Raw genomic sequence first — 23710 nt, forward strand, 5'->3', positions numbered from 1 at the left:
AGACAACCGTCCTATCTATTACAGCATTTCTTTAAGTAAACTCTCTGCTTTATGTAATTCATCTAGAAAGGGGTTTAGATAGTCATTATAACTATCCAAATAAGCTCTTACCCCGCCAATGATCACAATCTTTTGGAGATCTTCATTGTTCTGAATGATCCTTTGTGCATTTTTATATCTTTTGTATATTAATTGGAGAACACCTTGATTGATTTCTTGTGAATATTCTTTTTCTAGGATGTTGATGATCGTTTGGATTTGTTTCGTTAGTTGTTGTTTTTTGTTCATTTAATGCTCCTAAAGAATCTGCATTTTTTATTCTCTTATCAATTTAACAAGCCATCCCTGAGTGTATCTGATCATTATCGTTCTTCAGCAGGTATACCGATTCAACTATTATTATATTTCAAATAACCCTTAAAAGTTTATAGACTTTCAAGGGTTTAAAGACATCATTTCATACTAATAAATATCAAGTCGTTGACAATTAAAACTTATAAAATCGCCTTCATTTATATCTCCCGGTATATTGTAATCCAATTCTAATAAGAGTCCGCCCACTCTCACTTTTTCATCACGCTTATCAATTAATTGTCCTAAGAAACTATAGCTAAAATTATCATCTAATTTTTCAATTCTATACTCTGATATTTCAGCTTTCACTAGGTCTGACACATCTAAACAATAAATAGGCTCTAATAGTTCATTTTCTTCAAGGTAATTTAATGGTTGAGCAAAACACATTATTTCCAGTTCACCATCTGTTACAATCACTTCAGCTTCTGAAGCTTCTTGTGAAATCCAGTTTATTTTTTTTATTTTCAATACGATCACCCTTTTTTTACTTCTTTGTTTTTATCCCTAAACTTGGTGCTTTTTTAGAAAGTTCTTTAACGGATTTTATATGAAATGTGGTGATATTTCCTGTTTTTCTATCGAGCCCAACAAATCCGTATTTTGCACTTCCCTTTCCACCAACAATTCTCACATATCCATTCAGTTCTGGTACATATTGGCCCTTCTGAACGAGGTGATTTGCATCTTCAAGATAATTTTTGATATTGTATTTGTTTTTGCCCATTGCCCCCATTATCTCTTTACTATGCTTTTCGAAATGAATAATAGCTTCATCACCTTTGAATTTAATCAGTTCACCCGTACCCTTTCTTGTCTTCTCAACCCTCTTCACCACATTCTTCCATTGATCAATCTTAAAGACATACTTCCCGCCTTTAATGATTTTCATAAATGGGATGATAGAGGCTGCGGATAGGGCTTGGTCGGTGCTGCTGATGTTTTTGCTGGTTTCAGGGTCTTTGCCTGTGACGGCTCGGTATCCGTCGTAGATGCCGCTGTATTCTAGGATGATGTTTTCGGCAGTTGAGACGTTTTCACCGTCTAGTATGCGTTTGGCATTTCCGTGGCTGCGGCTTTCTGGGATGTTGTCGACTTCTTCTATTCTTACTTCGCCGTTTGCGATATACGTTCGAATGATTTGTTTATTGACGTAAACGGTGTATCTCCCGCCTATAAAATCAATGTCCGACGGATCTGTGACTACTTCATCGGCGATGTCGAATTCTTTTAGCTTTTCAATGCCTTTTACGTTATATAGTGTACCATTTACGACCCTGATGTCTCTATGAATCTTATATTTCCCGCTTACCGCTTCCCTTTGTAATATCATAAGCGATGGATCGTTTGCTTTGATTTGCTTGTTGATGTTTTTATGGGTGTCACCCCGAACAACCGTATCCACATTCGCCTGTTCTTTCTCTCTCAATTTCTTCAGCATGATCATCATCGGATTGTCTTTCGGGTTGTCTATTTTGTCATTCAATCCTCTGATTGTGCTGCTTCCTTTTTCTTCTTTTGTGTCTTTGAAAATAGATCCCTTTTGATAGCTGGTGATCTCGATTTTTGGGCCGGTGAACATGGTGCTTAAGGTGTTTATGTATTGCTTCATTGTTTGCAATGCACTTGCTGTTTCATTCATAGCACTTGTTTGTTCTCTGTCAAAGGCATGAAGCAGTCCAATGGTTCTGGAGGTCTCAAGCCATGCTTTTTGATAGCTTTGTTGAAAGGCAGACTCGTCTACATGAGGCAAATGAACGATATGACTGACCCTGCCAATCGCGTGGCTTACATCTGTTTCGATGTCAGAAATCGCTCGCTCCGCTTTTTTCAAACCTTGATCAAGTTCGTGTTCGATAAATGTTTGTGAAATAAAACCGTGCTGATTTGATTCAAGGGCATAAAGTGCCTGCTTTGTTTTTTTAAGCGCAGAGCTGTATTCCTCAATGACGACCTGAAAGAATTGCAAAAAGGAATATGACATTCTGTATAAAACGCTCGGATGGCTTGTCCTGCCTCTCCCTTTAGTGCATCATAAAGTGAGATGATGTTTTGTGATTGCTGCTTTAATGTATTCAGCGTTTTGTTGAGTTCTATGATTTGTTCTTTTTTATGGATATGTCTGCCTTTAACGAATAAAAAGCTGTTGTAAAACCGATGATAGCTCCAGACATCCTATGTGTGCGTGGCGAAGGTCATTGAAAATTGCTTATTACAACAAATTGACCGTTGTAGAAGCCAATCGGCAATATAAGCCCGCATGGATGCTTCTCACGTTAACAGAAAAAAACGTTGAGGGCGATGATCTGCAGACCATTTCGGATATGATGAAAGGCTTTAATAGATTGATGAAATATAAAAAAGTTAATTCTGCGGTGCGTCGGTATTTCAGAGCTTTAGAGATTACGAAAAATCATGAAGAAAATACATATCATCCGCATTTTCATGTGTTAATGCCTGTTCGTACTAATTACTTTGGTAAGAACTATATTAATCAAACAGAATGGACATGCCTTTGGAAGCATGCCATGAAATTGGATTATACACCAATCGTACACGTGCAGCAGGTTAAAGGAAAAAAGGAATCGATGCGGAAGCGATTGAAAAAGAAGTCTGCAAGGAAATGGAAGAATAGAAAGCCATTTTAGAGATTTCTAAGTATCCAGTGGATGATGAAGTAGCCAATGAGACGTTTGAAGTCATGGCACATTGGTATGTTGGTATTAAAAATTACATAATTAAGTAGAAAAGCAGGCTAGAAGATAGCCTGCTTTTCTATGTTGTTTCATATTTATTTTTTTGCTACACAAGATACAGTTCCTAAAGGCATATATATTGATCCTACGAATTCTCCTTTAAGATAAACTCCTTTTTTATATTTATTGCAAAGATTAAGACCACTTATCCCTAGAGTAGCAACTGCTATAATTAACAATGATAAGGCAGTTGGGTTTAATCCCAGTTTCATTCTAATTAAGCCTGAAGCCACTCCGAATATGCCACCACTAAAATTTGTAACATCGTTTATTCTTTGTATTTGTTTTTGAGAAATGTAAATACCACTTGCTTTTTTAGCTAAAGTTGAGATTTCTCCGTTATCTATGATTCTTGAGTTTAATGAATTATTTTTTTGGTTTTCAGGATTTTCAATATAGGCTTTGTAATCTTGGTATACTTTTTTTTCTTCAGTTGTAAGAGATGCGATTTTTTTGTTGCTATTATTTTTTAAGTCTTGAAAATCAATCCCTTTAGAAACCATTTTTTCTAGTGTAACTATTAATTTGTTAAATTCTTTTTCAAATTTTACTACATCTGTTTGTGTTTTGTTTGATACTTGTGCATGTGCGTTGGTAGGTGAAATTGATAATGATAGTGTTGCGCATAGGAACACTAAACTTAAAAATAAAATCCCGTATTTTTTCATAATATACTCCCCGATCCTTTTAAGTTTATTTTATACTTCGATGATTTTTATCATTTTTCGTGTTTTTTGTTTTTCTGAATAAGAAGTCACTCATGAAAAATATGATTAAACCAACCATCAAGATCATAAAATATAAATTAAATCCTGTTTCCTTAAAAAATGAATATAAAGAACTTATAGATAATGCAATTAGATAGAATACAAATGCTATTCCTGCTGCTTTATCTGTGTACTTTCTTTCTTCTTCTGTCAATTTTTTAAAAAACAATGTCATTACCCCCTTAATAATTACACAATAGTTAATTTATAGAAATAGATATCTTGTATATTTAAGGTTATTTTAAACAAAATGATTTTCTTAGAATACTTTATACAGTTTTGGCGAATATCGTTAGATTTTATCATACTCACATGTGAGTGTATAAGTGGACTATTGTCATGAATGTCTTATTTCCAAAATTTCCACCACTTTCTTTGTTGAGCTGCAGCAATCATTTTTTTGTTTCAATGGATTCTTTCAAAGCGAGCATGAGATTTTCATCTCGCTTTTTTTGTTGTTCTTCAAATTGTTCGAGTCGTTTTAGGATGGCCCGGTTGAATTCTTCTTGTCTTTTAATGAGATCGGCGTCAAACACCCTTATTCCTCAAATAGCCCTCCGTTATTTTACCATTTCCTAGCACGAGAGGCATATGATTGAAAACGAATTGAATTCACATAAAAAAGCTAGCTTCGTTTTAACACGAAGCTAGCCTCTTGGATGATTATATTATAGTGCTTGAGCTGCTGTAATAAGCGCAAGGTTGTAAACGTCTTCGGCATTACAGCCTCTTGAAAGATCGTTTACTGGCTGGTTTAGACCTTGCAGGATTGGACCTACAGCTTCAAAGTTACCTAAGCGCTGGGCAATTTTGTAGCCGATGTTTCCAGCTTCGAGGCTAGGGAAAACAAATACGCTAGCATCGCCTTTGATGACGGAATCTGGTGCTTTTTTCGCTGCCACTGAAGGAACGAAAGCTGCATCGAATTGGAACTCCCCATCAAGAACAAGCTCAGGTGCTTTTTCTTTTGCAATGCGAACCGCTTCAGATACTTTGTCTGTTTCGTCTGATTTTGCTGAGCCTTTTGTTGAGAAGCTAAGCATCGCTACACGTGGTTCAATGTCAAACATTTTTGCTGTGTTCGCACTTTCGATTGCGATTTCAGCTAAATCTTGGCTGTCTGGTGCAATGTTGATGGCACAATCAGCAAACACATATTGCTCTTCGCCGCGAGCCATGATGAAGACGCCAGATGTTTTCTTTACGCCTTCTTTTGTTTTAATGATTTGAAGTGCTGGGCGCACTGTGTCAGCAGTTGAGTGTGCCGCACCGCTTACAAGGCCGTCTGCAAGACCTTTATACACGAGCATTGTACCGAAATAGTTTTCATCCAGTAATGCTTTTCTTGCTTGCTCTTCTGTTGCTTTGCCTTTACGTCTTTCTACGAAAGCTTGTACAAGCTCTTCAAAACCTTCATATGTATGAGGATCATACACGTCAACACCGTCAAGTGTAAGACCTAATTCTTTTGCTTTTGCTTCAACTTCTTGTTTTTTACCTACAACAATCGGCTGCAATACTTTGCCATCTGCTAATTTTTGAACGGCTTCTAGAATGCGTTCGTCCATTCCCTCAGGAAAAACGATCTTTACGCCTTTACCTGCAACCTTTTCCTGAACTGTTGAAAAAATATCTGCCACTTCAATACCCTCCTTGATTTTACAAAAAAAGCGTTCTCTTTTAAGCATACTCTTCTTCTACATAAATTCAAACTACCAACTTACATTATAGCGCTTACAAATTAAATTCTTATTTTTCAAACTAATTAAATCAATTTCCATAAAAGCTGTTTTCTTCGTTCAAGTTTTGATCACATCTTCATGTGGACAAACTATGTTATAGTTGGAACAGATGGAAAACTGTAAATAGGAGTGAAGGAAATGAGCGAACAACATACAACAAATGAAGCAGCTCAAACACTAGACGGCTGGTATGCGCTGCATGATTTTAGAACAATTGACTGGACAGCTTGGAAGATGCTCACAAGCGATGAGCGTCAAGCCATTATTCATGAGTTTACAGGTCTAATGGAAAAATGGAAAACAGCTGAGCACGATAAGGCTGGAAGCCAAACAATCTATAGTATTGTCGGCCAAAAAGCAGATATTATGCTCATGATTTTACGTCCAACAATGGAAGAACTGAATGAAATCGAACTTGAATTCAACAAGTCACGACTAGCAGAATTTACGATTCCAGCCTATTCGTACGTGTCAGTTGTTGAACTCAGCAACTACTTAGCAGGAGGCGGCGATGGCGGGGATCCTTACGAAAACCCACATGTACGCGCGCGTCTATACCCAGAGCTTCCTTCTTCTAAATACGTGTGCTTCTATCCAATGGATAAAAGACGCTCTGGCAATGACAACTGGTACATGCTCTCAATGGATGAGCGTAAATCTCTCATGAGAAGTCACGGTTTAATTGGGAGAAGCTATGCTGGGAAAGTAAAACAGATCATTACCGGGTCAGTCGGTTTTGATGATTATGAGTGGGGCGTCACCCTTTTCTCTGACGATGTTCTTCAATTCAAAAAACTGGTTTATGAAATGCGATTTGATGAAGTCAGTGCACGCTACGGCGAATTCGGTTCCTTCTTTGTTGGAAACCGATTGGCAAACGATCAGCTGGCGTCATATTTTCATGTATGATAAACTCCTAAGGCTTCGGATCTCTCCGAAGCCTTTTGATGAACCATCCAAGTATACGACAAAATTACACTTAAACCACCAAAGCCACCAAAAAATCCAATAAAGCTGCCCCATCTTGTTCTTCATTTTCAGGATAAGTAAGAAACAAAACTAAACTCATGGCCCACAACAATGCAGGTAGGATGAACATCATTTTATTTCTTTAGCCTACTTTCAATAAATTGAAGTGTGTCGGCTGCTATTTTATTTCTAGATAGTACAATTCCAGCATGCCCACAACGGTATACGTGCCTTTTAGGTTGATTCCAACTATTCCACAGCGTATCAGCATCGTTTATGTCGATATACATGTCATATTTTCCTGATATTAAGAGTACATTTTCTTTGTCTACGAGAAGTTTTGCTTTACTAGGGTTCATAATATCCCAAGCTTTGTCGAGTTCTTCATACTTTGTTCCATGTTCCTCCAGATCTCTTCGTATATACTTCCCAGGAAGAGTGTTCCAGATGGAATGCGCAATATTATTCGCATAAAAAGCTGATACAACAATATTCACGTCTTTCTCGACTGTTGCTAATAAGTTTGTTAGCCACCCTCCTAAACTAATACCAACTACGATTATTTCCCCACCTTCATTTTCCTTGATCCATTTAATCAGCCCTCTAAGTTCAACAATAGCTTGCTGGGAGGATTGCACTGTTCGACTGATATTGGCGCTAATCATCTGTTCACCAGAATATGTTGAATTTTGTGGTTCCCTATCGAAATGATAAGGCAGCGTGTAGTAATACATATTCCAATCATCATTTTTAACGATCTTATCGTGATAAATCTTCTTGATTCTGTCGTATGAATCCATTCGCCATCCATGTACGAAGATTACATTGGGCTTGTGCTTTGACTCTTTTCGTAAAAACACTTCCCCAGAAACCTTGTCATTCTTATCTTCACCAGATTTGATGCTTGAATTAAAAGAAAATATTCCACTTTTTAAGTTTGCTGTATGGTTGTTGATGTGAAATTCTAAATCAATTGGCTGAGCACTAAAAAAACGATCCCTATTACCTACGTCAATAGGCAAATGATTATAGTGACTTTCTTTGCTTCTTGTTCTGTGCATATCCATTAATGCTGCGTAATCTATTACTTTTAAAAGCTTCAAAAGAATTAACTCCTTTAATCTCAAATTATTACTATACGAATATTTCTCCATTCTGCCTTTAATATGGGAATGCCGGCGGTGCAGCGCTTGGCGGTCTTGCTATCGAAATCACACATTTACAGCTTGTTCCGTTATTTGCTGCAGGCGTGACATTCATTGGTCTCATCATAACGATCATGAGCTATCAGTCAGATAAACGAGTAAAAAGGACCTGAGATGGGTCCTTTTTTTATTTCATCACTGTCATTTCTGGTCCTTCTATTTGTTTCACACGTTCCTGTACTGGATGAGAAAAGGCGTGCTCTGACAAGACAATATGGGATACGGTTTTTGTAAATCCAGACACTTCTTGAATAAAGGCTTCAATCTCTTCAAGGGACGCGACAGACAGCTTAATGAAAAAGCAAGACTGTCCTGCCACTCGATAAGCAAAGAACGCACGTGGATGCTGATTCATAAATGTCACAAAACGCTGATATTCCCCGTTTAATACCGTGACTTCCAGCAGGCAGTCAATCAGAAGCCCTAATTTTTTATAGTTGACCTGCACAGAATACCCCTCGATAATCCCTGCATCTTCTAATTTCCGCACTCTTTCTGCTACCGCAGGCGCCGATAAATTGACTCGTTTGGACAATTCCCTCATAGATAAGCGGGCATCTTCTCTCAATTCGTTTAAAATATGCACATCTACATCGGTGATTTTCATTCGTACCTCTCCTATCCCAAAATCGTTCCATTTGAAAAGTATTTTATGATGATACTTATGATATGAAATGTAAAATAAAACTAAATAATGGTAGAATTTATTTTAACGGAATTGAATGAAAAAGCAAGTATGGAGGGATCACCTGATGAAAGAATCTTTAGACAGCCGGGCTTCTAAAACGTTTCCCATCACACTTGCCATTGCGCTGACACTTGGCGTCTTTGCGGCGGGATCGGAAGAACTGGTGATTTCACCACTGCTGCCTGATTTATCTAACTCCTTTCAGCACTCTCTTGATATTCTCGCCCTTTCCATCAGTATTTATGGGTTAGCTGTGCTGGTTGGAGCCCCGCTGCTCGTTCCTTTAGGGGACCGGTATTCAAGAGAACTCTGTTTGATCATCGGGCTTTCTTTCTTCCTGATCGGAACAGTGATGTGTGCTGCTGCACCGAATCTGGCGGTGTTTTTTGCTGGCCGTGCCATTTCTGGGCTGGCCACTGGTGTATTTGTGCCAACGGCCTATGCTCTTGTGGGCGACCGGGTTCCTTACGAATATCGAGGCAAAGTGATGGGACTCATTGTGTCAAGCTGGTCTCTTTCTCTTGTCCTTGGTGTACCGATCGGAGCCTTTATCGGTCAAAGTTTGAACTGGCGCTGGACATTTTGGATCTTCGCTATGCTGAGTCTCATTGTATTGCTGCTCGTCATCCTTGAATCTCGAAAACAAGTCGCAACAGCTGACACGAAGGCACCTCAAGCTAGTGAGAAAGCCGGCTCTTTATGGGGGGCTTTGAAAATCGATCGTGTCCCTGCCTATTTGACCGTGACATTTTGTAATATGCTTGGATTTTATGGCATGTACTCTTTTTTAGGAGCTTATCTGCAAAGTCTATTCGCTGGAGGACAATCCACGGCTGGACTTTTGATCATGGCTTATGGAGTTGGCTTTTCCATGAGTGTATTTACCGGGAAATTAGCAGACTGGTTCGGTAAAACGCGTTCTCTCTTCTTTGTGCTAGGTGGAATTACGCTCGTTCTAGCCTTACTTCCTTATGCGCCGTTCTCATGGACATTGCTGATTTTTGCACTATTTATTTGGGGTGCGATGCAAAGTTTATCCGTCACGCTTCTCAGCACCGTTCTGAGCGACTGCTCCCAAACCCATCGAGGGAAAGTGATGGCTTTTTACAGTCTTGCTTCCAATCTTGCCGTTATGCTCGGTTCCGCTCTTATGGGACCCGTGTATGTCCATCTCGGCTATCATACAGTAGGGCTTGTATGTGCATTGATTACTCTTGTTGGTTGTATCATCAGCTTCGTCAGCTATAAACGTGAACGTGCCTTACAGCAGGAACATAAAAATACTTTTGAAACGTAAGCTCATTTCACTGCACATCTTGATATGTGCAGTTTTTTAGATCAATTTTTAATATCATTATAAAATACATTTTTTATAAATTTTGTTGACAATTGCCAATACTATTTTTTATAATCTAGTAAAATTTGAATAAAGATTGGATGGTAAACATGATCTTAAAGAATGATGTTTTTCATTTCAAAGAAGAGCCCATCGTTTCACCTAAGATGTTTACAGTCAATACACTAGGTCCTAAGGGGACAAGCAGTGAATATGCAGCAAAACATTTCATCTCTCATTCCACCACTACACTCGGCACCCATACGAAACTATCCCTTTACGACACATTCGAAACCTGCATTGAACACACTCTCTCTAACGCACTTCAATACACTCTCGTTCCACACGCATACGAAGGAATCAAACACTTCTACATGAGACCTGACCTACAGCTTTTACAAATTTTCAGATGTGACACGCCCATGTATGGTTTGGCTGTCAGACCAGATTTCCCATTTCAAGAACAAATGCTCCACCATTTAAAAATTGTCTCTCATCCTGCACCTGTCAATTTGATTCAATATTTCATCCATCAAAATGCTGAATTTGAACTTGTCAATTCTACAAGTACTGCCGCCCAAAAAGTAAGAGACGGCGAATTTGATTTCGCCTTAACCAACGAGGTTGCCAGAGCCACATACGGCCTCACCTTCATTCGAACGTTTAAAAGCATACCCATGAGCTGGTCCATATTTGGAAAAGGAGAGATTTAATATGCAAACTGAACAAAAGACGCAAGAACGATATTTTCCTCAAGCGAAAAAAATAGAATGGGATAATGGCGTCACCCAATATTCCACTGTACGAGGCGATACTGAAGTATTAATTTCATACGTCCCTCCTCACACAATCATAGAACCTCACGAGCATTCCGAAGCCCAAATCGGAATTGTATTAAAAGGCGAGCTTCAAATGACGGTCGGCCAATCTATCCAATTGCTCACCCCATTAGAATCAGCCTATATTGCACCACCGTTTGTTCCTCACGGCGCATCTAATCTGACAGATGAAGAAGTGATAGCAATCGATATTAAGAGATTAAAGGCTGGCGAAGAATATACGGCTCCTCCCACTTATTTCTTAGACATTTTCAAAACACGGGATTTACTCCCTGGCATGGAAGTGACCTTTTTTGTTGAGGATTGGATGGAGCTCATGATTGCCAACATTCCTGGGAATGGCGGAGAAATGCCTTTTCATAAGCACCGAAATGAACAAATCGGCATTTGCATCAGCGGGGGCTATGATATGACCATTGAAGGCTTTACAGAAAAAATGGAATTTGGCACCACCTATTTCTGTGATCCAAAGGAAGATCACGGTGCGATTAATCCAAAGCCGGAAGCATCAAAATCTATTAATCTCTTCTTCCCTCCCCGTTATAATCGCTTGAAGCCAAAAGCGTCTAAGGTGAAGAAATGAACATTGCCGGTAAAGTCGTCCTGATTACAGGAGGTGCATCAGGAATTGGACTTGCCGCCGTTAAGCTCTTCCTTGAGCACGGGGCAAAAGTAGCAGTGGCTGACATCAATGAGCAAAGCGGCAAACAACTCGTCGAATCATTGCCGCATGAGCATCTTGCATTTTTCAAAACGGATATAACAAATGAGTCTGACTGTCATCAAACCGTGCAGGCCGTGCTCAGCCGCTTCGGGACAATTGATGTTTTGATTAACAATGCAGGCATCGAAATTGTCTCTCCCATTCACGAGATGACATTAGAGGATTGGAACCATATTCTACAGGTCAACCTGACTGGCGTATTTCTCATGAGTAAGCATACATTGCCGCACATGCTTGAAAAGAAAAGCGGTAGCATTATTAATACCGGATCTGTCGGTGGTCTCGTTGGATGGCCTGATATTCCTGCATACAACGCAACAAAGGGCGGCGTCATCCAACTAACCAAATCAATGGCAATTGACTATGCCGCTCATCAAATCAGGGTAAATTGTATTGCCCCAGGAATCATTGATACACCGTTAAATGAAAAATCCTTTATAGACAATCACTCAGAAAGCCTCGAGATTGTCAAAAAGGAAAAAGCAAAGGTGAACCCATTGTTGCGTCTTGGAAAACCCGAAGAAATTGCTGGCGTGATGCTGTTTCTCGCCTCTGACCTATCCAGCTATATGACTGGGAGTGTTGTCACAGCAGACGGCGGTTACACCGCTAGATAAAAAGGAGTGCTTTCATTGAGTAAAAAAACCGTACTTGTCATCGCTGACCTAGGAGGATGCCCGCCCCATATGTTTTATGAAAGCGTGGCTGCATCGTACCATATCGTTTCGTATATCCCAAGACCCTTTGCCATTACAAAAGGACACGCTGAGCTAATAGAAAAGTACTCCATTGCGGTCATAAAAGATCGTGATTATTTTGAAACACATCCCTCTTTTGAACATCCTGATTCTATTTACTGGGCACAGGATGATTATCCGAAATCAGAAGAAGAGGTTGTGGGAGACCTGGTCCGAGTGGCTTCCTTTTTCAAAGCAGATGCGATGACCACCAATAATGAATTATTCATTGCACCAATGGCGAAAGCCGCTGAACGTCTTGGACTGCGCGGTGCCGGGGTAAAGGCCGCTGAAATGGCGCGTGATAAAAGTCAAATGAGGGCTGCATTCAACGCCGCTGAGGTCAAAGCGGTGAAAACTCAGCCTGTCACCACTTTATCTGATTTCCAAAAAGCCATTGAGCATATCGGTACACCGCTTATTTTAAAGCCTACATATTTAGCAAGCTCGATTGGCGTTACCCTTTTTCATGACCGAGCCGGCAGTGATGATCTGTTTTTAAACGTACAATCCTATTTGCAAACCATTCCAGTCCCAAACGCTGTGACATATGAAGCACCATTTGTCGCTGAAACGTATTTAGAGGGTGCTTACGAGGATTGGTATCAAGAAGAAGGATATGCTGATTATGTCAGTGTTGAAGGGCTGGTTGTCGAGGGTGAATATATCCCTTTTGTCATTCATGATAAGACCCCTCAAATCGGTTTTACAGAAACGGCTCATATCACTCCGTCGATCCTAGACAATAAAGCCCAGCAAATCATCATTGAGGCAGCAAGGAAGGCAAATGAAGGGTTAGGTCTTGAAAACTGTGCAACCCATACAGAGATTAAGCTCATGAAAAATCGAGAAACCGGACTCATTGAATCAGCGGCTAGATTTGCCGGCTGGAATATGATTCCGAATATCAAAAAGGTCTTTGGGGTGGATATGGCCAAGCTGCTGATCGATGTATTAGTCGATGGAAAAAAGGCTGAGCTGCCAAAACAGCTGCTTTCTGGACACACGTATTATATGGCAGACTGCCATTTATACCCTCAGCATTTCAAAGAGAGCGGACACATACCGCCAGAGGTCACGCATATCACCATTGATCATGTTCATATTCCGCAGGACGCTCTAGTTGGTGATACAGTGATCGTCAGTAAATCAGTCCCATCCAAAGGCACCTTTGTGGATCTTTCTTTATTTGAAGCCTTTAATGGGATCGTGTCTCTTGAATTAAAAGGATCATCCTCACAAGATGTTGCCTCGTCCATCCGCAACATTCAGAAGCAGGCAACCATTCAGTTGATGGATGAATTAGTGAAGGGATAGAAAGAGAGGCTGATGTGGTGAAGATGTTACCATCTAACATGATTGAACGGCTGCCTGAACAGAAATTTGGAACCGTATTTGAGAAAATTGCGCATAAAACACAAAACGGAGCGAACATCATAAACCTTGGTCAAGGAAATCCCGATCTTCCTACTCCTGCACATATCGTGAGCGCCCTTCAAGAAGCAGCGGGCACTTTGCAATTCCAGCAATATGCGCCCTTTAGAGGCTTTGACTTTTTCAAGCAAGCCATTGCAGATTTTTATAAAAAGGAATTCGATGCTGAGATTGACCCCCAGAAGGAAATCGCCCTTTTCAATGGTGGGAAAACAGGTCTTTATGTCATGAGTCAATGTCTGCTTGATCCAGGGGATATCGCACTCGTCCCCGATCCAGGTTATCCAGAATATCATTCAGGGATTTTGATGGCTGATGCAAAGCCATACTGTATCAAACTCGATGAGAAAAATGGCTATTTACCGAACCTTTCCTCAATTGATCCGGACGTGTTAAAAAAGGCAAAGGTCCTTTTCTTGAATTATCCGAATAACCCAACTGGTGCTGTCGCAAATGATGCATTTTTTAAAGAAGCTGCTGCCTTTGCGGCCGCTCACGGACTGCATGTGATTCATGATTTTGCCTATGGTTCATTTCATTATGAACAAACACCGGTAAGCTTCATGAATGCTCCTCTTGGAAAAAGCGTAGGAGTGGAATTATATTCTCTATCAAAGACATTTAATATGGCGGGATGGAGAGTCGCTTTTGCTGTCGGGAATGAGGAAATCATTAATGCCATCAACGCCTTCCAAGACCATGTGTTTGTCAGTATGTATGGCGGGTTTCAACAGGCTGCCACCATTGCTTTGCAAAGTGATGATGGTCATCTTCAATCATTGAAAGAGGTATACCTTGAACGAATGAATTTCTTCATCCGTCAAGCAGCGAAACAGCTTGGCTGGACCATTGAACGCCCCGCCGGCGCCTTTTATTTGTGGGCTCCTATCCCTGATGATTTCGAGGATTCTCATGCATTTGCTGACTATTTACTCGAACATGCAGATGTCGTTGTAACGCCTGGGGGTGTGTTTGGCGGGCACGGAAGCCGTCATGTAAGGATTTCAATGGTTGCCCCAATTGACCAGCTTGCACTGTTTATCGACCGGCTTCACATACTCCCGATTCGCTTTCATCAAAAAACCCGCATGTAGCGGGTTTTCAGATTGTTGACAAAGGGCTAAAATGACCTTTATTTTAGCCCTTTGTCTTCTTTTCAGCGTGATAGAAAACCTTTGCAGTCTAGGAAGGACGAGTACAGGAGCAGAGCGAATTTGACATTCGTGAGCACCGGCACGCAGGACTGACACCGAATGCGAGGGTTTGTCTACACGCTGAAAACCCGCATGTAGCGGGTTTTTTATGTTATATACTCTTCATCGAACCACCGTCGACAGATATTTGTTGTCCTGTGAGATAGGAGGCTTCCTCTGATGCGATAAAAGCTGCCAGCGAAGCCATTTCACTCGCTGCGCCCACTCTTTGCATCGGGATACCTGAAGCGACAGCCTGTACAGCTTCTTCCCGCGATAATGCCTGTTTACGCATCATGTTCCCGATAAATTGTTCATACCGATCTGTAGCAATAAACCCTGGGTTTAAACAGTTCACCGTAATCCCAGAAGGTGCTAGCTGTGTGGCTGCATTTTTACTTGCATTGATAATCGCTGCATTCATCATACTGTTCGTAAACATTTGGTCACCAGGTTCCTTCCAAAGGTTCCCGACAATTTGAATGATACGTCCATATTCATGTCTTTTCATCATGGCTGCCGCACGCTTCATCGTATCAACGTACGCAATGGCTTTTTGTGAAAAAGCTGCCAGCATCTGCCCACTTTCACATGAATCAAATGTATCTGGCTTCCCTCCTGGAATGTTATTGATTAACACATCCAGTCTGCCAAACTCTTTTTCTATTGCCGCAAAGGCCTCCGCCCTCACTGCTTCATGCGACATGTCACCACAGAAAAGAGCCACCGGCTCCTTTGTTTCGGTCATGTCTTGAATATGCTGCTGCGTTTGTTCTAGTGAGGATATATTTCTCGAATTGATAATCACCTTTACATCGTCTTGAGCGGCAAGCTTTATGGCAATTGCCTTTCCAATCCCTGTACTTGCCCCTGTTACAAATGCAATTCTTTTAGACAAACTCATCCACATCCCTTTTCTGTTTAACTTCATAATTATACATAAAATGACACATACAGAATGTATTTCAACAAAAAAAGACCTTTCTCCTGCGAAAGGCCTCTGTTCTCTATTTAAACGTTGTTTTCCAATCAAATCCGATCGCCTCATCATTCCAAGCGATTCTCTTTTCATCTGGGTTTTTCGGGTCATAGGATTCTGTTGTAAAATAAACAATTTGCAGCGGCTTCTCACCTAGTACACGGTAGCCATGCGCGACACCTTTCGGAATAAGAAGCAGCATCGGATTATCTTCTCCCATATAATACACATCGGTTTGGCCGTTTGTCGGAGAATCCTCTCTCAAATCGTATAAAACGACCTGTGCATGACCTGCTGGAAAAAACCAAACGTCATCTTGTTTTTCATGGTAATGAAAGGCTTTGATCACTCCAGGAAAGCTTTTCGACCACGACGCCTGCCCAAAGCGCTTTAGCATCGGTTCATCATCTCGAATGAGCTCTGCAAAAAAACCACGATCATCACAATGTTTCATGAGTTTTTTCGTTTGTACACCATCAATCATGCTGATGCCATCTCCCTTCTTTCTGCAAATATTCGTGAAGTGCATCCTTCCAATGTCTTGGCTGCCAGCCTGTGGCTTCAATCGCTTGAAGGTCTAAAACAGAATAGGCTGGACGAGGTGTTTGGAAGCCGTACTCTTCCGTAGAAATCGGCTCAATGGTGGTAGACAGGCCGCTTTTTGCCACAATTTCTGACGCAAAATCAAACCAGGAACAACTCTCTCGGTTACTGACATGATAAACGCCTGCCTTCTGATCAAATAAATGAATCAAGGCCTCTGCTACATCCTTTGTATAAGTAGGAGAGCCTATTTGATCATTCACAATGCGCAAATGATCCTTCGTTTCAGCGAGCCGAAGAATGGTATTCACAAAATTATGTCCCTCATGTCCATAGAGCCACGATGTACGGATGATTTTCACTTCATCTGACACAAGGTGAATCAATTCCTCACCAAGCTTTTTACTCTTTCCATAAATGGTTTGAGGATCCGCTTGGGCATCGACCTGATAAGGGGTCTCCGCTTGCCCGTCAAACACATAATCTGTACTGACATGTAACACATCTGCCCCTACGTTCTTTGCTTCCAGCGCTGTATAATAGGCGCCAATGCCATTCACAAGATAGGCCTTTTCCGTTTCTATTTCACATTGATCAACAGATGTATATGCGGCCGCACTGACAACAATATCAGGCCGGAAGTGTCTCATCGCGTGTCTGACTGCCTGTTGATCTGCGATATTGAGCATGCTCCTTGTTAAGGCAATGACGCTGATGTTTTTTTCCTTGAGCTGTTTGCTCAATTCTTTCCCTAATTGACCGCCTGCACCGGTGATTAAAACTTTCATCCGTCACCCTTCTTCTCTCTGATCATATTTGGCACGATACCAATTGATCGTTTTTTCAATACCTTCTTCAAATGAAGTCTCCTGCGCCCAGCCGAGCTCTTCTTTTAGCTTACTGGCATCAATGGCATATCGTCTGTCATGCCCTTTTCGGTCTTGAATAAACGCAATTTGGTCATGACTGATGCCAAGTTGTGTGAGAATGGTTTTGGTTAAATCGAGATTCGTTTTCTCATTGCCGCCGCCAATATTGTACACCTGCCCGGCTGTCCCGCTCTCCACCACCTGCTTCACAGCTCTCGCATGATCCTCTACATACAGCCAATCACGAATCTGCTGGCCGTCTCCATAAATCGGGATCTTTTCGCCATTGACCGCTTTTCTGATAATGGTCGGTATTAATTTTTCCTCATGCTGATAGGGTCCATAGTTATTGCTGCATCGTGTGATCATTGCGGGTAATTGGTGGGTGTGGATATAGGATTTCACAAGCAGGTCTGAACTCGCCTTACTTGCTGAATAAGGATTATTCGGTGAGAGTGGTGTTTGTTCTGTGAAAGCAGGATCATCCAATTCCAAATCTCCATATACTTCATCTGTTGAAATATGAATGAGTTTTTTCGCCTTTCCCTTTAAGACAGCTTCCAGCATACGATAGGTACCGAGGACGTTTGTTTGAATAAAAGGTTCTGCCGACTCAATACTGCGATCGACATGCGATTCTGCTGCAAAATGAATGATGCCATCATAGGCTTCATCAAATACTTGATCCAGCTCATGCTGCTGGGTGATATCTCCTTGAATAAAACGGAAATGAGGCAGCTTTGATAATTCATCCATTTCCTCTGGATGACTGGCATACGTTAATTTATCAAATACGGTGAGCCGGACATCTGATTCCTGAAGCAGCAGTTTCACAAAATTCAGTCCGATAAATCCCGCTCCGCCTGTAATTAAATAAGACTTCGTCATTCGTATCCCTCTTTTTTCTTCATCGTTTCAAACATTTTCGTAGATGCTTGGTGAAGAGATTCATGTGTTCCGGCATCAATCCACCACCCTTCTAACATATCATAGGTCAGCTGGCTATTTGAGATATAGAGATTATTCACATCTGTAATCTCTAATTCACCTCGATCTGACGGCGAGATTTTCTCAATATATTCAAAGACTTCTTGATCATAAAAATAGATACCCGTGACACAGTAGGATGAAAGCGGATGCTCTGGCTTTTCTTCTATTGATAAAATCCGGTGGTGTGCGGCATCAATTTCTGCAATGCCAAACCGCTTCGGATCTGTCACTTCTTTCAAAAGGACCTTGGCTCCGCTTTCTTGCTGCTGAAAGGCTTCAACAAAAGGGCTTAACGCATCCTCAAATACATTATCACCAAGCATGAGCACAAACTTCTCCCCTTTTACAAAGGGCTTTGCATAGGATAAACCGTCTGAAATGCCAGAAGCCTCTGGCTGTACTTGATAAACAATGTTCATCCCAAGTCCCTGATCGCCCTCAAGCAATTTTTGAAACAGCGGGATTTGTTCTTCTTGTGAAATCAGCATCACATCTAAAATACCTGCTTCTTTCAGTTTGAACAATGACCAATAAATCATCGGATATGGACCAACCGGCAATAAATGTTTGTTGAAAAGCTTAGTTAATGGGGCCAGTCGCGATCCTTTACCTCCTGCTAAAATAACTCCCTTCACATCTACACATCCTTATGTTCTTTTTGATGATCGTTCATGAGGTGTATAAGAATGTTTTTCACTCGTTCGGTTCCTTTTCCATCAATAAGTGTCCGTCCATTGAGATGGATGCTCCTGCGGAGAAAGTAGCTGCCGGACAGCCTTTCAACAGCACGCAATAGATCTTTTTCATCCACATGATCACCTAATCCAAGGTGTAGACAGGCTCCCTTTTGCGCGAAATTACTGGCTGTAACTGCTTGATGGTCTACTTGCGAAAGTACAATGCTGGGCACCCCGATACAAACCGCCTCATATAACGTCATGCCTCCTGCAACAATAGCCAAATCAGCTTCCCATAGACGGGCAGGTAATTGATCAGTATGGCGAATGAATTGAATATGCTCAGCCTCTACTTGCTCTTTGATGTGAGAGGCTTTTCCTGTCACCGCTAGAATGTGTAAATGATTTGCTTGTAGAAGTGCTGATACAGCCTTTGATAACAATCCGCGCGGATCACTGCCCCCAAGGCTGATGACCACCCTTTTGCAATCTTTTCGAACCACATATGTGTCTTTTAATTTGCCAATCTCATGATCTAACAATAAATAAGGTGTTCCATGAAAATATGCTGTCCCATTTACTTGTATGTGCTTCCCGTCCAGACCTCCATAAATACCGTTCACGACTGCATCCGCAAGCTGACAGGCTTCATCCCTTTTTTCCTCGAATAAGACCAGCCTTGCAGAGCCGCAGGAATCCTTGATCGTTCGAAGGAACTGCAGGTCACAATCAAGGACATCAATCAGTAGAAGATCTGGCTTCAGCTCTTTCATGTCCTGCTGCAACTGAAGGAGCGCATTCGACTCCTGCACCATGTGGACGTGCCACGCTGGATGCGATAGCATTTCTACACAAATCCGCTCATTTGTATAGAAAAATAGGTCATTATCTTCCTGAAGCAGCTCCCTTGCTAACTGTTTCATTCTGACGACATGCCCCATCCCTCTTAAAAAACCACCAAAGACAACAATCAAAATTTTTTTGTTCATTCAGCATCCTTCTGTCTCACAAATTGATTCAACTGAACAATGTCTGGATCTTGTTCACAGATGGATATGAGTTCAGCCGTTGGCACAGCAATGGAACCACCAGCTTTCTCAAGTAACCGGGTAGCAAACACGTAATCTTCTTCTGTATCAATCGTGAATCGATAAGCAGGATATGCAAGTTCTTTGGGCGGTGTGAATAATTGAAGGTGAAATTGCTCTGGATGCTTTCTGATATACAGCGTGACATGCTCACGCTCTGGCTGCGAGAGGGGAAAATTGTCGATTTCACTTAAAATAGGTGCGTCAATCATTTCCCCGGAAATACCGAGTGGTGTTCCGTTCGTATACGTGTAATCAGCCTTCTCCTGTCTATGTTTTTCAAGCATTTTCGACAAAAGTGCCGGATCTATGAATGGATTATCTCCCGTTAAACGTACAACAGTTTGCGGTTCAAATTGTCGGACAATCTGCGCAAATCGCTGAAGCACATCCGTCTCACTGCCACGAAACACCTTATAGCCCTTTGATAAACAATAATGAGCCAGCAGATCATCTTCTGCCTCAACCGTTGTGGCGATCATGAGGTTTTGTGTTTTGTGATTGTAATGGTTTGATTGCTTTACCCGTTCAACAATCACATCGATCAGCGCCATCCCCCCGATCGGTTTCATTACCTTTTTTGGCAGCCTTGTCGAACCCATCCTAGCCTGAATGACAAAGAGCACATCATTGATCATTGTGGGACTCCTGCGTGAGCACATCTTTCCACGAAACGCCTGTATGGGCTGGGATGTCGCTCACAGCCTTTGCGCCAAGTAAAAGCTCCATGTATCGCGGATGCAGGCCCTGACTTTTTTGTCCTGGACGCAGCACGGCTAGATTTTCTGAAGTTAAGGTCTCGCCCTTTGCAATGCCTCTTGTCGTAAAAATCCCTCGATACGCAAATTCACGAATCTGACCTTCAATGGCTGTTGTCGTTTTATAAGAACTGCCAAGAAGCTCCTCTGGCACAGAATGAGCTTCTTCTTCTGTTTGATTTCGCTGCTTTTCTGCTGCTCGAATATGCTGAACCATTTCCTTTAATTCTTCAGGATCAAGGGCAAAAGAATGATCCGCCCCAGGTAACGTTTTATCCACTGTAAAATGCTTTTCAATCATGGCTGCCCCAAGCTTCACAGCGGCAACAGGCGCTTCAGTTGGGTGCTCACTATGATCCGAAAAGCCAATGACTGCCTCAGGAAAAGCTGAGGTTAAGGTTTGCAGCACACGAAGATTCGTGAATGCTCTAGGTGCAGGATACTTTGCCACACAATGCATGATGGCGATTTGCTTATTTTGCTGGCTTGTAATGGCCTCATATGCTTCATGAACATCGGCAATGGTTGCCCCAGCTGTTGAAAAAATGATCGGCTTTTGAAAAGAAGCGGTGTGACGTAAAAGAGGTAAATGATTGATTTCATAGGATGCCAGTTTAAAAGCAGGCGGATCGGTTTGATTCAATAAATCCGCAGATTCCTCGTCACACACTGTGCTTAAAAAAATCAGTCCCTTTTCCTCACAACGTGTTAATAAAGCCGGCAGCCATTCTGGCGGCAGCTCCATTTGTTCTACTAACGAAAAAATGGACACTTCTTCTCCTTTGGCCGTTTCGTACAAACCCGGTTCCTTTTGATACATCCGATCAGCTTGAAACATCTGAAACTTCACCGCATCGGCACCTGCTTCTTTTGCCACATCAATTAAAGCAAGGGCCTGATCCAGCTTTCCATCATGGTTAATGCCTGCCTCTGCAATGATAAAGACAGGCGCACCATCCCCCACTTTGCGATCTCCAATATAGAAATGCGCCATCTTATCTCTCTCCTTTTCTCGGCCACACATGGTAATACAGAAAAGTATTCATTGTCCTAAATCCCATCTTCTCGTACAGCTGGATCGCAGGAATGTTATGCAACTGCGTTCCAGCTGAGATGAAGCTATATTGTCTGTCATGAGATACTTTCATCATCTCTACAAACAGCCTTTTTCCGATCCCTTTTCCCTGAATATCTGACCTAATGGCAAAAAGCTCAATCCCTATTTTATTAGCTATGGCCTTTCCTTGAATCAAGCCAACCACTTCATCGTTCAGCTTTGCTACGAGATTGATATCTGCACGCCCATACAAATTATTTCTCATCCATTCCTGATAGAAATGCCGGACGACACGCTGGTCTAAATATGGATCAAGTGCATATCGGCTTTTCAAAAAAGCCTGACCACCGAGTGAAACCGCCTCATCGTAATCCTTTTCATCCGGCAGACTAATCACCACATCTTGACCTGATAATGGCATCTCCATTTGAGCAGGCGGTGCCTCAAGCCTAGTGAGACCGCCGACATAGTAGACATGTGATAGCTTTTGGACAATACGGTTTTTTTCAAGATCAGCCGCTTCAAGGCGTAAAAAGAAGAAATCGCATTTTTCGGTTCTCATCCAAATGATGAATCGCTCCATCAATTCTTGAAAAGCAAGTGCTGATTCAGCTTCCACAAACTTCACATGAAAAATATGCTGATTAAAAATACCGCTCTCCCATTTGGACCAATCGTATAACAACACCGCTTTAAGCTGGGCTCCGCTGACAAGGGCAAATTGTTTGAAACTGTTCATGTGTTCCGCCCGGTGATCATATTTCTCCAGCCAAGCGGCAAGCACCTGATCGTCTATTGCATGAACAACCTTCATGAAGATGCCTTCTTATCTTTTAAAATAGACAACACTGCGGTGATAACATCCTGCACATCTTCATCTGTCATACTTGGATAAAGCGGGAGTGAGAGAGTTCGTTTGTAATAAGTGAGTGATTCAGGGAAGTCCTCTGGTGAATAGTTGTAGGTTTGCTCGTAATATGGATGCAAATGAACAGGAATAAAGTGAACGCTCGTGCCAATTTTATACTCCTTTTGCAGCTGATCAATCATGTCATCACGTGTGATGACTGCTTTTTCTGGATCAACTTGCAGCACATACAAATGCCACGCATGTCTTCCCTTTTGGTGGACAGGCGGTAAGATCAGACCTGCTTCTTTTTGAAAAGCCTGGTTGTATGCCTTCGCAATCTGTTCTCTGCGCGTCTGCATGTTTTCCAGCCGGCTTAGCTGAACGAGCCCTAACGATGCTTGCACGTCAAACATGTTCATTTTATAGCCAGGTTCCTCGACCTCGTAATACCACGTTCCCTTTTCTCCATAACGATTCCACGCTCCCTTGCTCATCCCGTGGAGCGCTAGTCTTCTGATTCGAGCTGCAAGTGCATCATCATTTGTCGTTAGCATGCCGCCTTCTCCGGTCGCTATGTTTTTCGTTGCATAAAAACTAAAAGCGGTCGCATCACCAATTGATCCAATGAGCTGATCGTGAAACGTCGTATAGAGGGCATGGGCGGCATCCTCAAGCACAAACAAATCATACTTTTTGGCAATCGCTAAAATCCGGTCCATATCGCACGATTGACCAGCAAAATGAACAGGTACAATCGCTTTTGTATGTGGTGTGATGGCCGCTTCTACTTTCTCCGCATCCAGATTGAGTGTCGCCGGATCAATATCCACGAAAATAGGTGCTGCCCCCGTATGGATGATCGTATTGGCTGTTGCGCAGAACGTCAGGGGCGTTGTGATCACTTCATCACCAGCCCCAATGCCTCTCGCCTTTAACGCTAAAAATAGAGCAGCTGTACATGAATTGACAGCTATCGCGTGTTTTGCACCTGTCAGCTGCCGAAATTCTTCTTCAAACTGCCTGACTTTTGGTCCGGTTGACAGCCAGCCGGACTTTAATGTTCCAATGACTTCATCAATTTCTTCCTGTTCAATCAAAGGCAGTGCATAAGGAAGAAATTGTGTTCTCTTTTGTTCCATATCACTTGCCCCCTCC

General features: G+C 41.8%; 26 protein-coding genes and 2 pseudogenes. 8 read left to right on the top strand and 20 right to left on the bottom strand.

Going from position 1 to position 23710, the window contains the following annotated elements:
• Positions 1-18 precede the first annotated feature (18 nt).
• The 4 genes and pseudogenes from ACYH0L_RS17335 to ACYH0L_RS17350 form a co-directional block, all read right to left on the bottom strand.
• On the bottom strand, positions 19-288 hold the full coding sequence (locus ACYH0L_RS17335) for a hypothetical protein (protein ID WP_099726551.1): 270 nt from the start codon (positions 286-288) through the stop codon (positions 19-21).
• 174 nt (positions 289-462) lie between these two features.
• Positions 463-825, bottom strand: a complete 363-nt coding sequence (locus ACYH0L_RS17340) for a hypothetical protein (protein WP_099726552.1) — start codon at positions 823-825, stop codon at positions 463-465.
• Positions 826-841: 16 nt separating this feature from the next.
• Complete coding sequence (locus ACYH0L_RS17345) at positions 842-1966, bottom strand: pre-toxin TG domain-containing protein (RefSeq protein WP_371930244.1); 1125 nt, start codon at positions 1964-1966, stop codon at positions 842-844.
• Positions 1967-2472, bottom strand: a pseudogene (locus ACYH0L_RS17350) (LXG domain-containing protein); the annotation flags it as partial. It lies immediately after the preceding gene.
• Between the two features lie 56 nt (positions 2473-2528).
• On the opposite strand from ACYH0L_RS17350, the pseudogene ACYH0L_RS17355 reads away from it, so the two are divergent.
• Positions 2529-3100: pseudogene (locus ACYH0L_RS17355) on the top strand (protein rep); the annotation flags it as partial.
• Between the two features lie 45 nt (positions 3101-3145).
• Here ACYH0L_RS17355 and ACYH0L_RS17360 read toward each other — a convergent pair.
• The 4 genes from ACYH0L_RS17360 to pta all read right to left on the bottom strand — a co-directional run bounded on the left by ACYH0L_RS17360 (position 3146) and on the right by pta (position 5517).
• Positions 3146-3778, bottom strand: a complete 633-nt coding sequence (locus tag ACYH0L_RS17360) for a hypothetical protein (protein ID WP_099726553.1) — start codon at positions 3776-3778, stop codon at positions 3146-3148.
• A 25-nt stretch (positions 3779-3803) separates the two neighbouring features.
• The gene (locus ACYH0L_RS17365; protein WP_099726554.1) at positions 3804-4046 is read right to left on the bottom strand and encodes a hypothetical protein; all 243 of its coding nucleotides are present in this window, start codon (positions 4044-4046) and stop codon (positions 3804-3806) included.
• Positions 4047-4269: 223 nt separating this feature from the next.
• Positions 4270-4413: a hypothetical protein gene (locus ACYH0L_RS17370; protein WP_230030593.1), complete on the bottom strand. Its 144-nt coding sequence runs from the start codon at positions 4411-4413 to the stop codon at positions 4270-4272.
• Positions 4414-4545: 132 nt separating this feature from the next.
• Complete coding sequence (gene pta / locus ACYH0L_RS17375; protein WP_249704823.1) at positions 4546-5517, bottom strand: phosphate acetyltransferase; 972 nt, start codon at positions 5515-5517, stop codon at positions 4546-4548.
• A 240-nt stretch (positions 5518-5757) separates the two neighbouring features.
• On the opposite strand from pta, the gene hemQ reads away from it, so the two are divergent.
• Positions 5758-6528: a hydrogen peroxide-dependent heme synthase gene (gene hemQ, locus ACYH0L_RS17380; protein ID WP_249704824.1), complete on the top strand. Its 771-nt coding sequence runs from the start codon at positions 5758-5760 to the stop codon at positions 6526-6528.
• A gap of 194 nt (positions 6529-6722) precedes the next feature.
• On the opposite strand, the gene ACYH0L_RS17385 is transcribed toward hemQ, so the two are convergent.
• Both ACYH0L_RS17385 and ACYH0L_RS17390 read right to left on the bottom strand, forming a co-directional pair.
• The gene (locus ACYH0L_RS17385; protein ID WP_249704825.1) at positions 6723-7691 is read right to left on the bottom strand and encodes an alpha/beta hydrolase family protein; all 969 of its coding nucleotides are present in this window, start codon (positions 7689-7691) and stop codon (positions 6723-6725) included.
• A gap of 229 nt (positions 7692-7920) precedes the next feature.
• On the bottom strand, positions 7921-8400 hold the full coding sequence (locus ACYH0L_RS17390; protein WP_256499092.1) for an Lrp/AsnC family transcriptional regulator: 480 nt from the start codon (positions 8398-8400) through the stop codon (positions 7921-7923).
• A 145-nt stretch (positions 8401-8545) separates the two neighbouring features.
• Between ACYH0L_RS17390 and ACYH0L_RS17395 the strand changes: the two genes are divergently transcribed.
• The 6 genes from ACYH0L_RS17395 to ACYH0L_RS17420 all read left to right on the top strand — a co-directional run bounded on the left by ACYH0L_RS17395 (position 8546) and on the right by ACYH0L_RS17420 (position 14645).
• A complete protein-coding gene (locus tag ACYH0L_RS17395) occupies positions 8546-9778 on the top strand; it encodes an MFS transporter (protein WP_099727987.1) in 1233 nt (410 codons plus the stop codon).
• Between the two features lie 149 nt (positions 9779-9927).
• Positions 9928-10530, top strand: a complete 603-nt coding sequence (locus tag ACYH0L_RS17400) for a type 2 periplasmic-binding domain-containing protein (protein ID WP_230030588.1) — start codon at positions 9928-9930, stop codon at positions 10528-10530.
• A gap of 1 nt (position 10531) precedes the next feature.
• Positions 10532-11239, top strand: a complete 708-nt coding sequence (gene bacB / locus ACYH0L_RS17405) for a 3-((4R)-4-hydroxycyclohexa-1,5-dien-1-yl)-2-oxopropanoate isomerase (RefSeq protein WP_099727989.1) — start codon at positions 10532-10534, stop codon at positions 11237-11239.
• Positions 11236-11997 carry a glucose 1-dehydrogenase gene (locus tag ACYH0L_RS17410; RefSeq protein ID WP_230030586.1) on the top strand — a complete coding sequence of 254 codons (762 nt, stop codon included), beginning with the start codon at positions 11236-11238 and terminating at the stop codon, positions 11995-11997. Before bacB ends, ACYH0L_RS17410 begins: the two co-directional genes overlap by 4 nt.
• Positions 11998-12012: 15 nt before the next feature.
• A complete protein-coding gene (gene bacD, locus ACYH0L_RS17415; protein ID WP_256499093.1) occupies positions 12013-13434 on the top strand; it encodes an alanine--anticapsin ligase in 1422 nt (473 codons plus the stop codon).
• 17 nt (positions 13435-13451) lie between these two features.
• Entirely contained in the window at positions 13452-14645 is a 1194-nt protein-coding gene (locus ACYH0L_RS17420; RefSeq protein ID WP_180275537.1) for an aminotransferase class I/II-fold pyridoxal phosphate-dependent enzyme, read from the top strand.
• Between the two features lie 211 nt (positions 14646-14856).
• On the opposite strand, the gene ACYH0L_RS17425 is transcribed toward ACYH0L_RS17420, so the two are convergent.
• The 10 genes from ACYH0L_RS17425 to ACYH0L_RS17470 all read right to left on the bottom strand — a co-directional run bounded on the left by ACYH0L_RS17425 (position 14857) and on the right by ACYH0L_RS17470 (position 23694).
• Positions 14857-15648, bottom strand: a complete 792-nt coding sequence (locus ACYH0L_RS17425; RefSeq protein WP_283775095.1) for an SDR family oxidoreductase — start codon at positions 15646-15648, stop codon at positions 14857-14859.
• A 103-nt stretch (positions 15649-15751) separates the two neighbouring features.
• Complete coding sequence (locus tag ACYH0L_RS17430; protein WP_230030584.1) at positions 15752-16207, bottom strand: dTDP-4-dehydrorhamnose 3,5-epimerase family protein; 456 nt, start codon at positions 16205-16207, stop codon at positions 15752-15754.
• A complete protein-coding gene (gene rfbD / locus ACYH0L_RS17435; RefSeq protein WP_230030583.1) occupies positions 16200-17054 on the bottom strand; it encodes a dTDP-4-dehydrorhamnose reductase in 855 nt (284 codons plus the stop codon). Before rfbD ends, ACYH0L_RS17430 begins: the two co-directional genes overlap by 8 nt.
• Positions 17055-17057: 3 nt before the next feature.
• Complete coding sequence (gene rfbB / locus ACYH0L_RS17440; RefSeq protein WP_099727995.1) at positions 17058-18023, bottom strand: dTDP-glucose 4,6-dehydratase; 966 nt, start codon at positions 18021-18023, stop codon at positions 17058-17060.
• A complete protein-coding gene (locus ACYH0L_RS17445) occupies positions 18020-18760 on the bottom strand; it encodes a sugar phosphate nucleotidyltransferase (protein ID WP_230030581.1) in 741 nt (246 codons plus the stop codon). The genes rfbB and ACYH0L_RS17445 overlap by 4 nt, the downstream gene beginning before the upstream one ends.
• A gap of 2 nt (positions 18761-18762) precedes the next feature.
• The gene (locus ACYH0L_RS17450; protein ID WP_249704830.1) at positions 18763-19791 is read right to left on the bottom strand and encodes a PseG/SpsG family protein; all 1029 of its coding nucleotides are present in this window, start codon (positions 19789-19791) and stop codon (positions 18763-18765) included.
• Positions 19788-20528: a cytidylyltransferase domain-containing protein gene (locus ACYH0L_RS17455; protein ID WP_249704831.1), complete on the bottom strand. Its 741-nt coding sequence runs from the start codon at positions 20526-20528 to the stop codon at positions 19788-19790. The genes ACYH0L_RS17450 and ACYH0L_RS17455 overlap by 4 nt, the downstream gene beginning before the upstream one ends.
• The gene (locus tag ACYH0L_RS17460; protein WP_249704832.1) at positions 20518-21642 is read right to left on the bottom strand and encodes an N-acetylneuraminate synthase family protein; all 1125 of its coding nucleotides are present in this window, start codon (positions 21640-21642) and stop codon (positions 20518-20520) included. The genes ACYH0L_RS17455 and ACYH0L_RS17460 overlap by 11 nt, the downstream gene beginning before the upstream one ends.
• A gap of 1 nt (position 21643) precedes the next feature.
• Positions 21644-22519: a GNAT family N-acetyltransferase gene (locus ACYH0L_RS17465; RefSeq protein ID WP_482354182.1), complete on the bottom strand. Its 876-nt coding sequence runs from the start codon at positions 22517-22519 to the stop codon at positions 21644-21646.
• Positions 22516-23694: a DegT/DnrJ/EryC1/StrS family aminotransferase gene (locus ACYH0L_RS17470; RefSeq protein WP_230030577.1), complete on the bottom strand. Its 1179-nt coding sequence runs from the start codon at positions 23692-23694 to the stop codon at positions 22516-22518. The genes ACYH0L_RS17465 and ACYH0L_RS17470 overlap by 4 nt, the downstream gene beginning before the upstream one ends.
• Positions 23695-23710 lie beyond the last annotated feature (16 nt).

The sequence above is a fragment of the Bacillus sp. MC1252 genome (genome assembly GCF_056838025.1).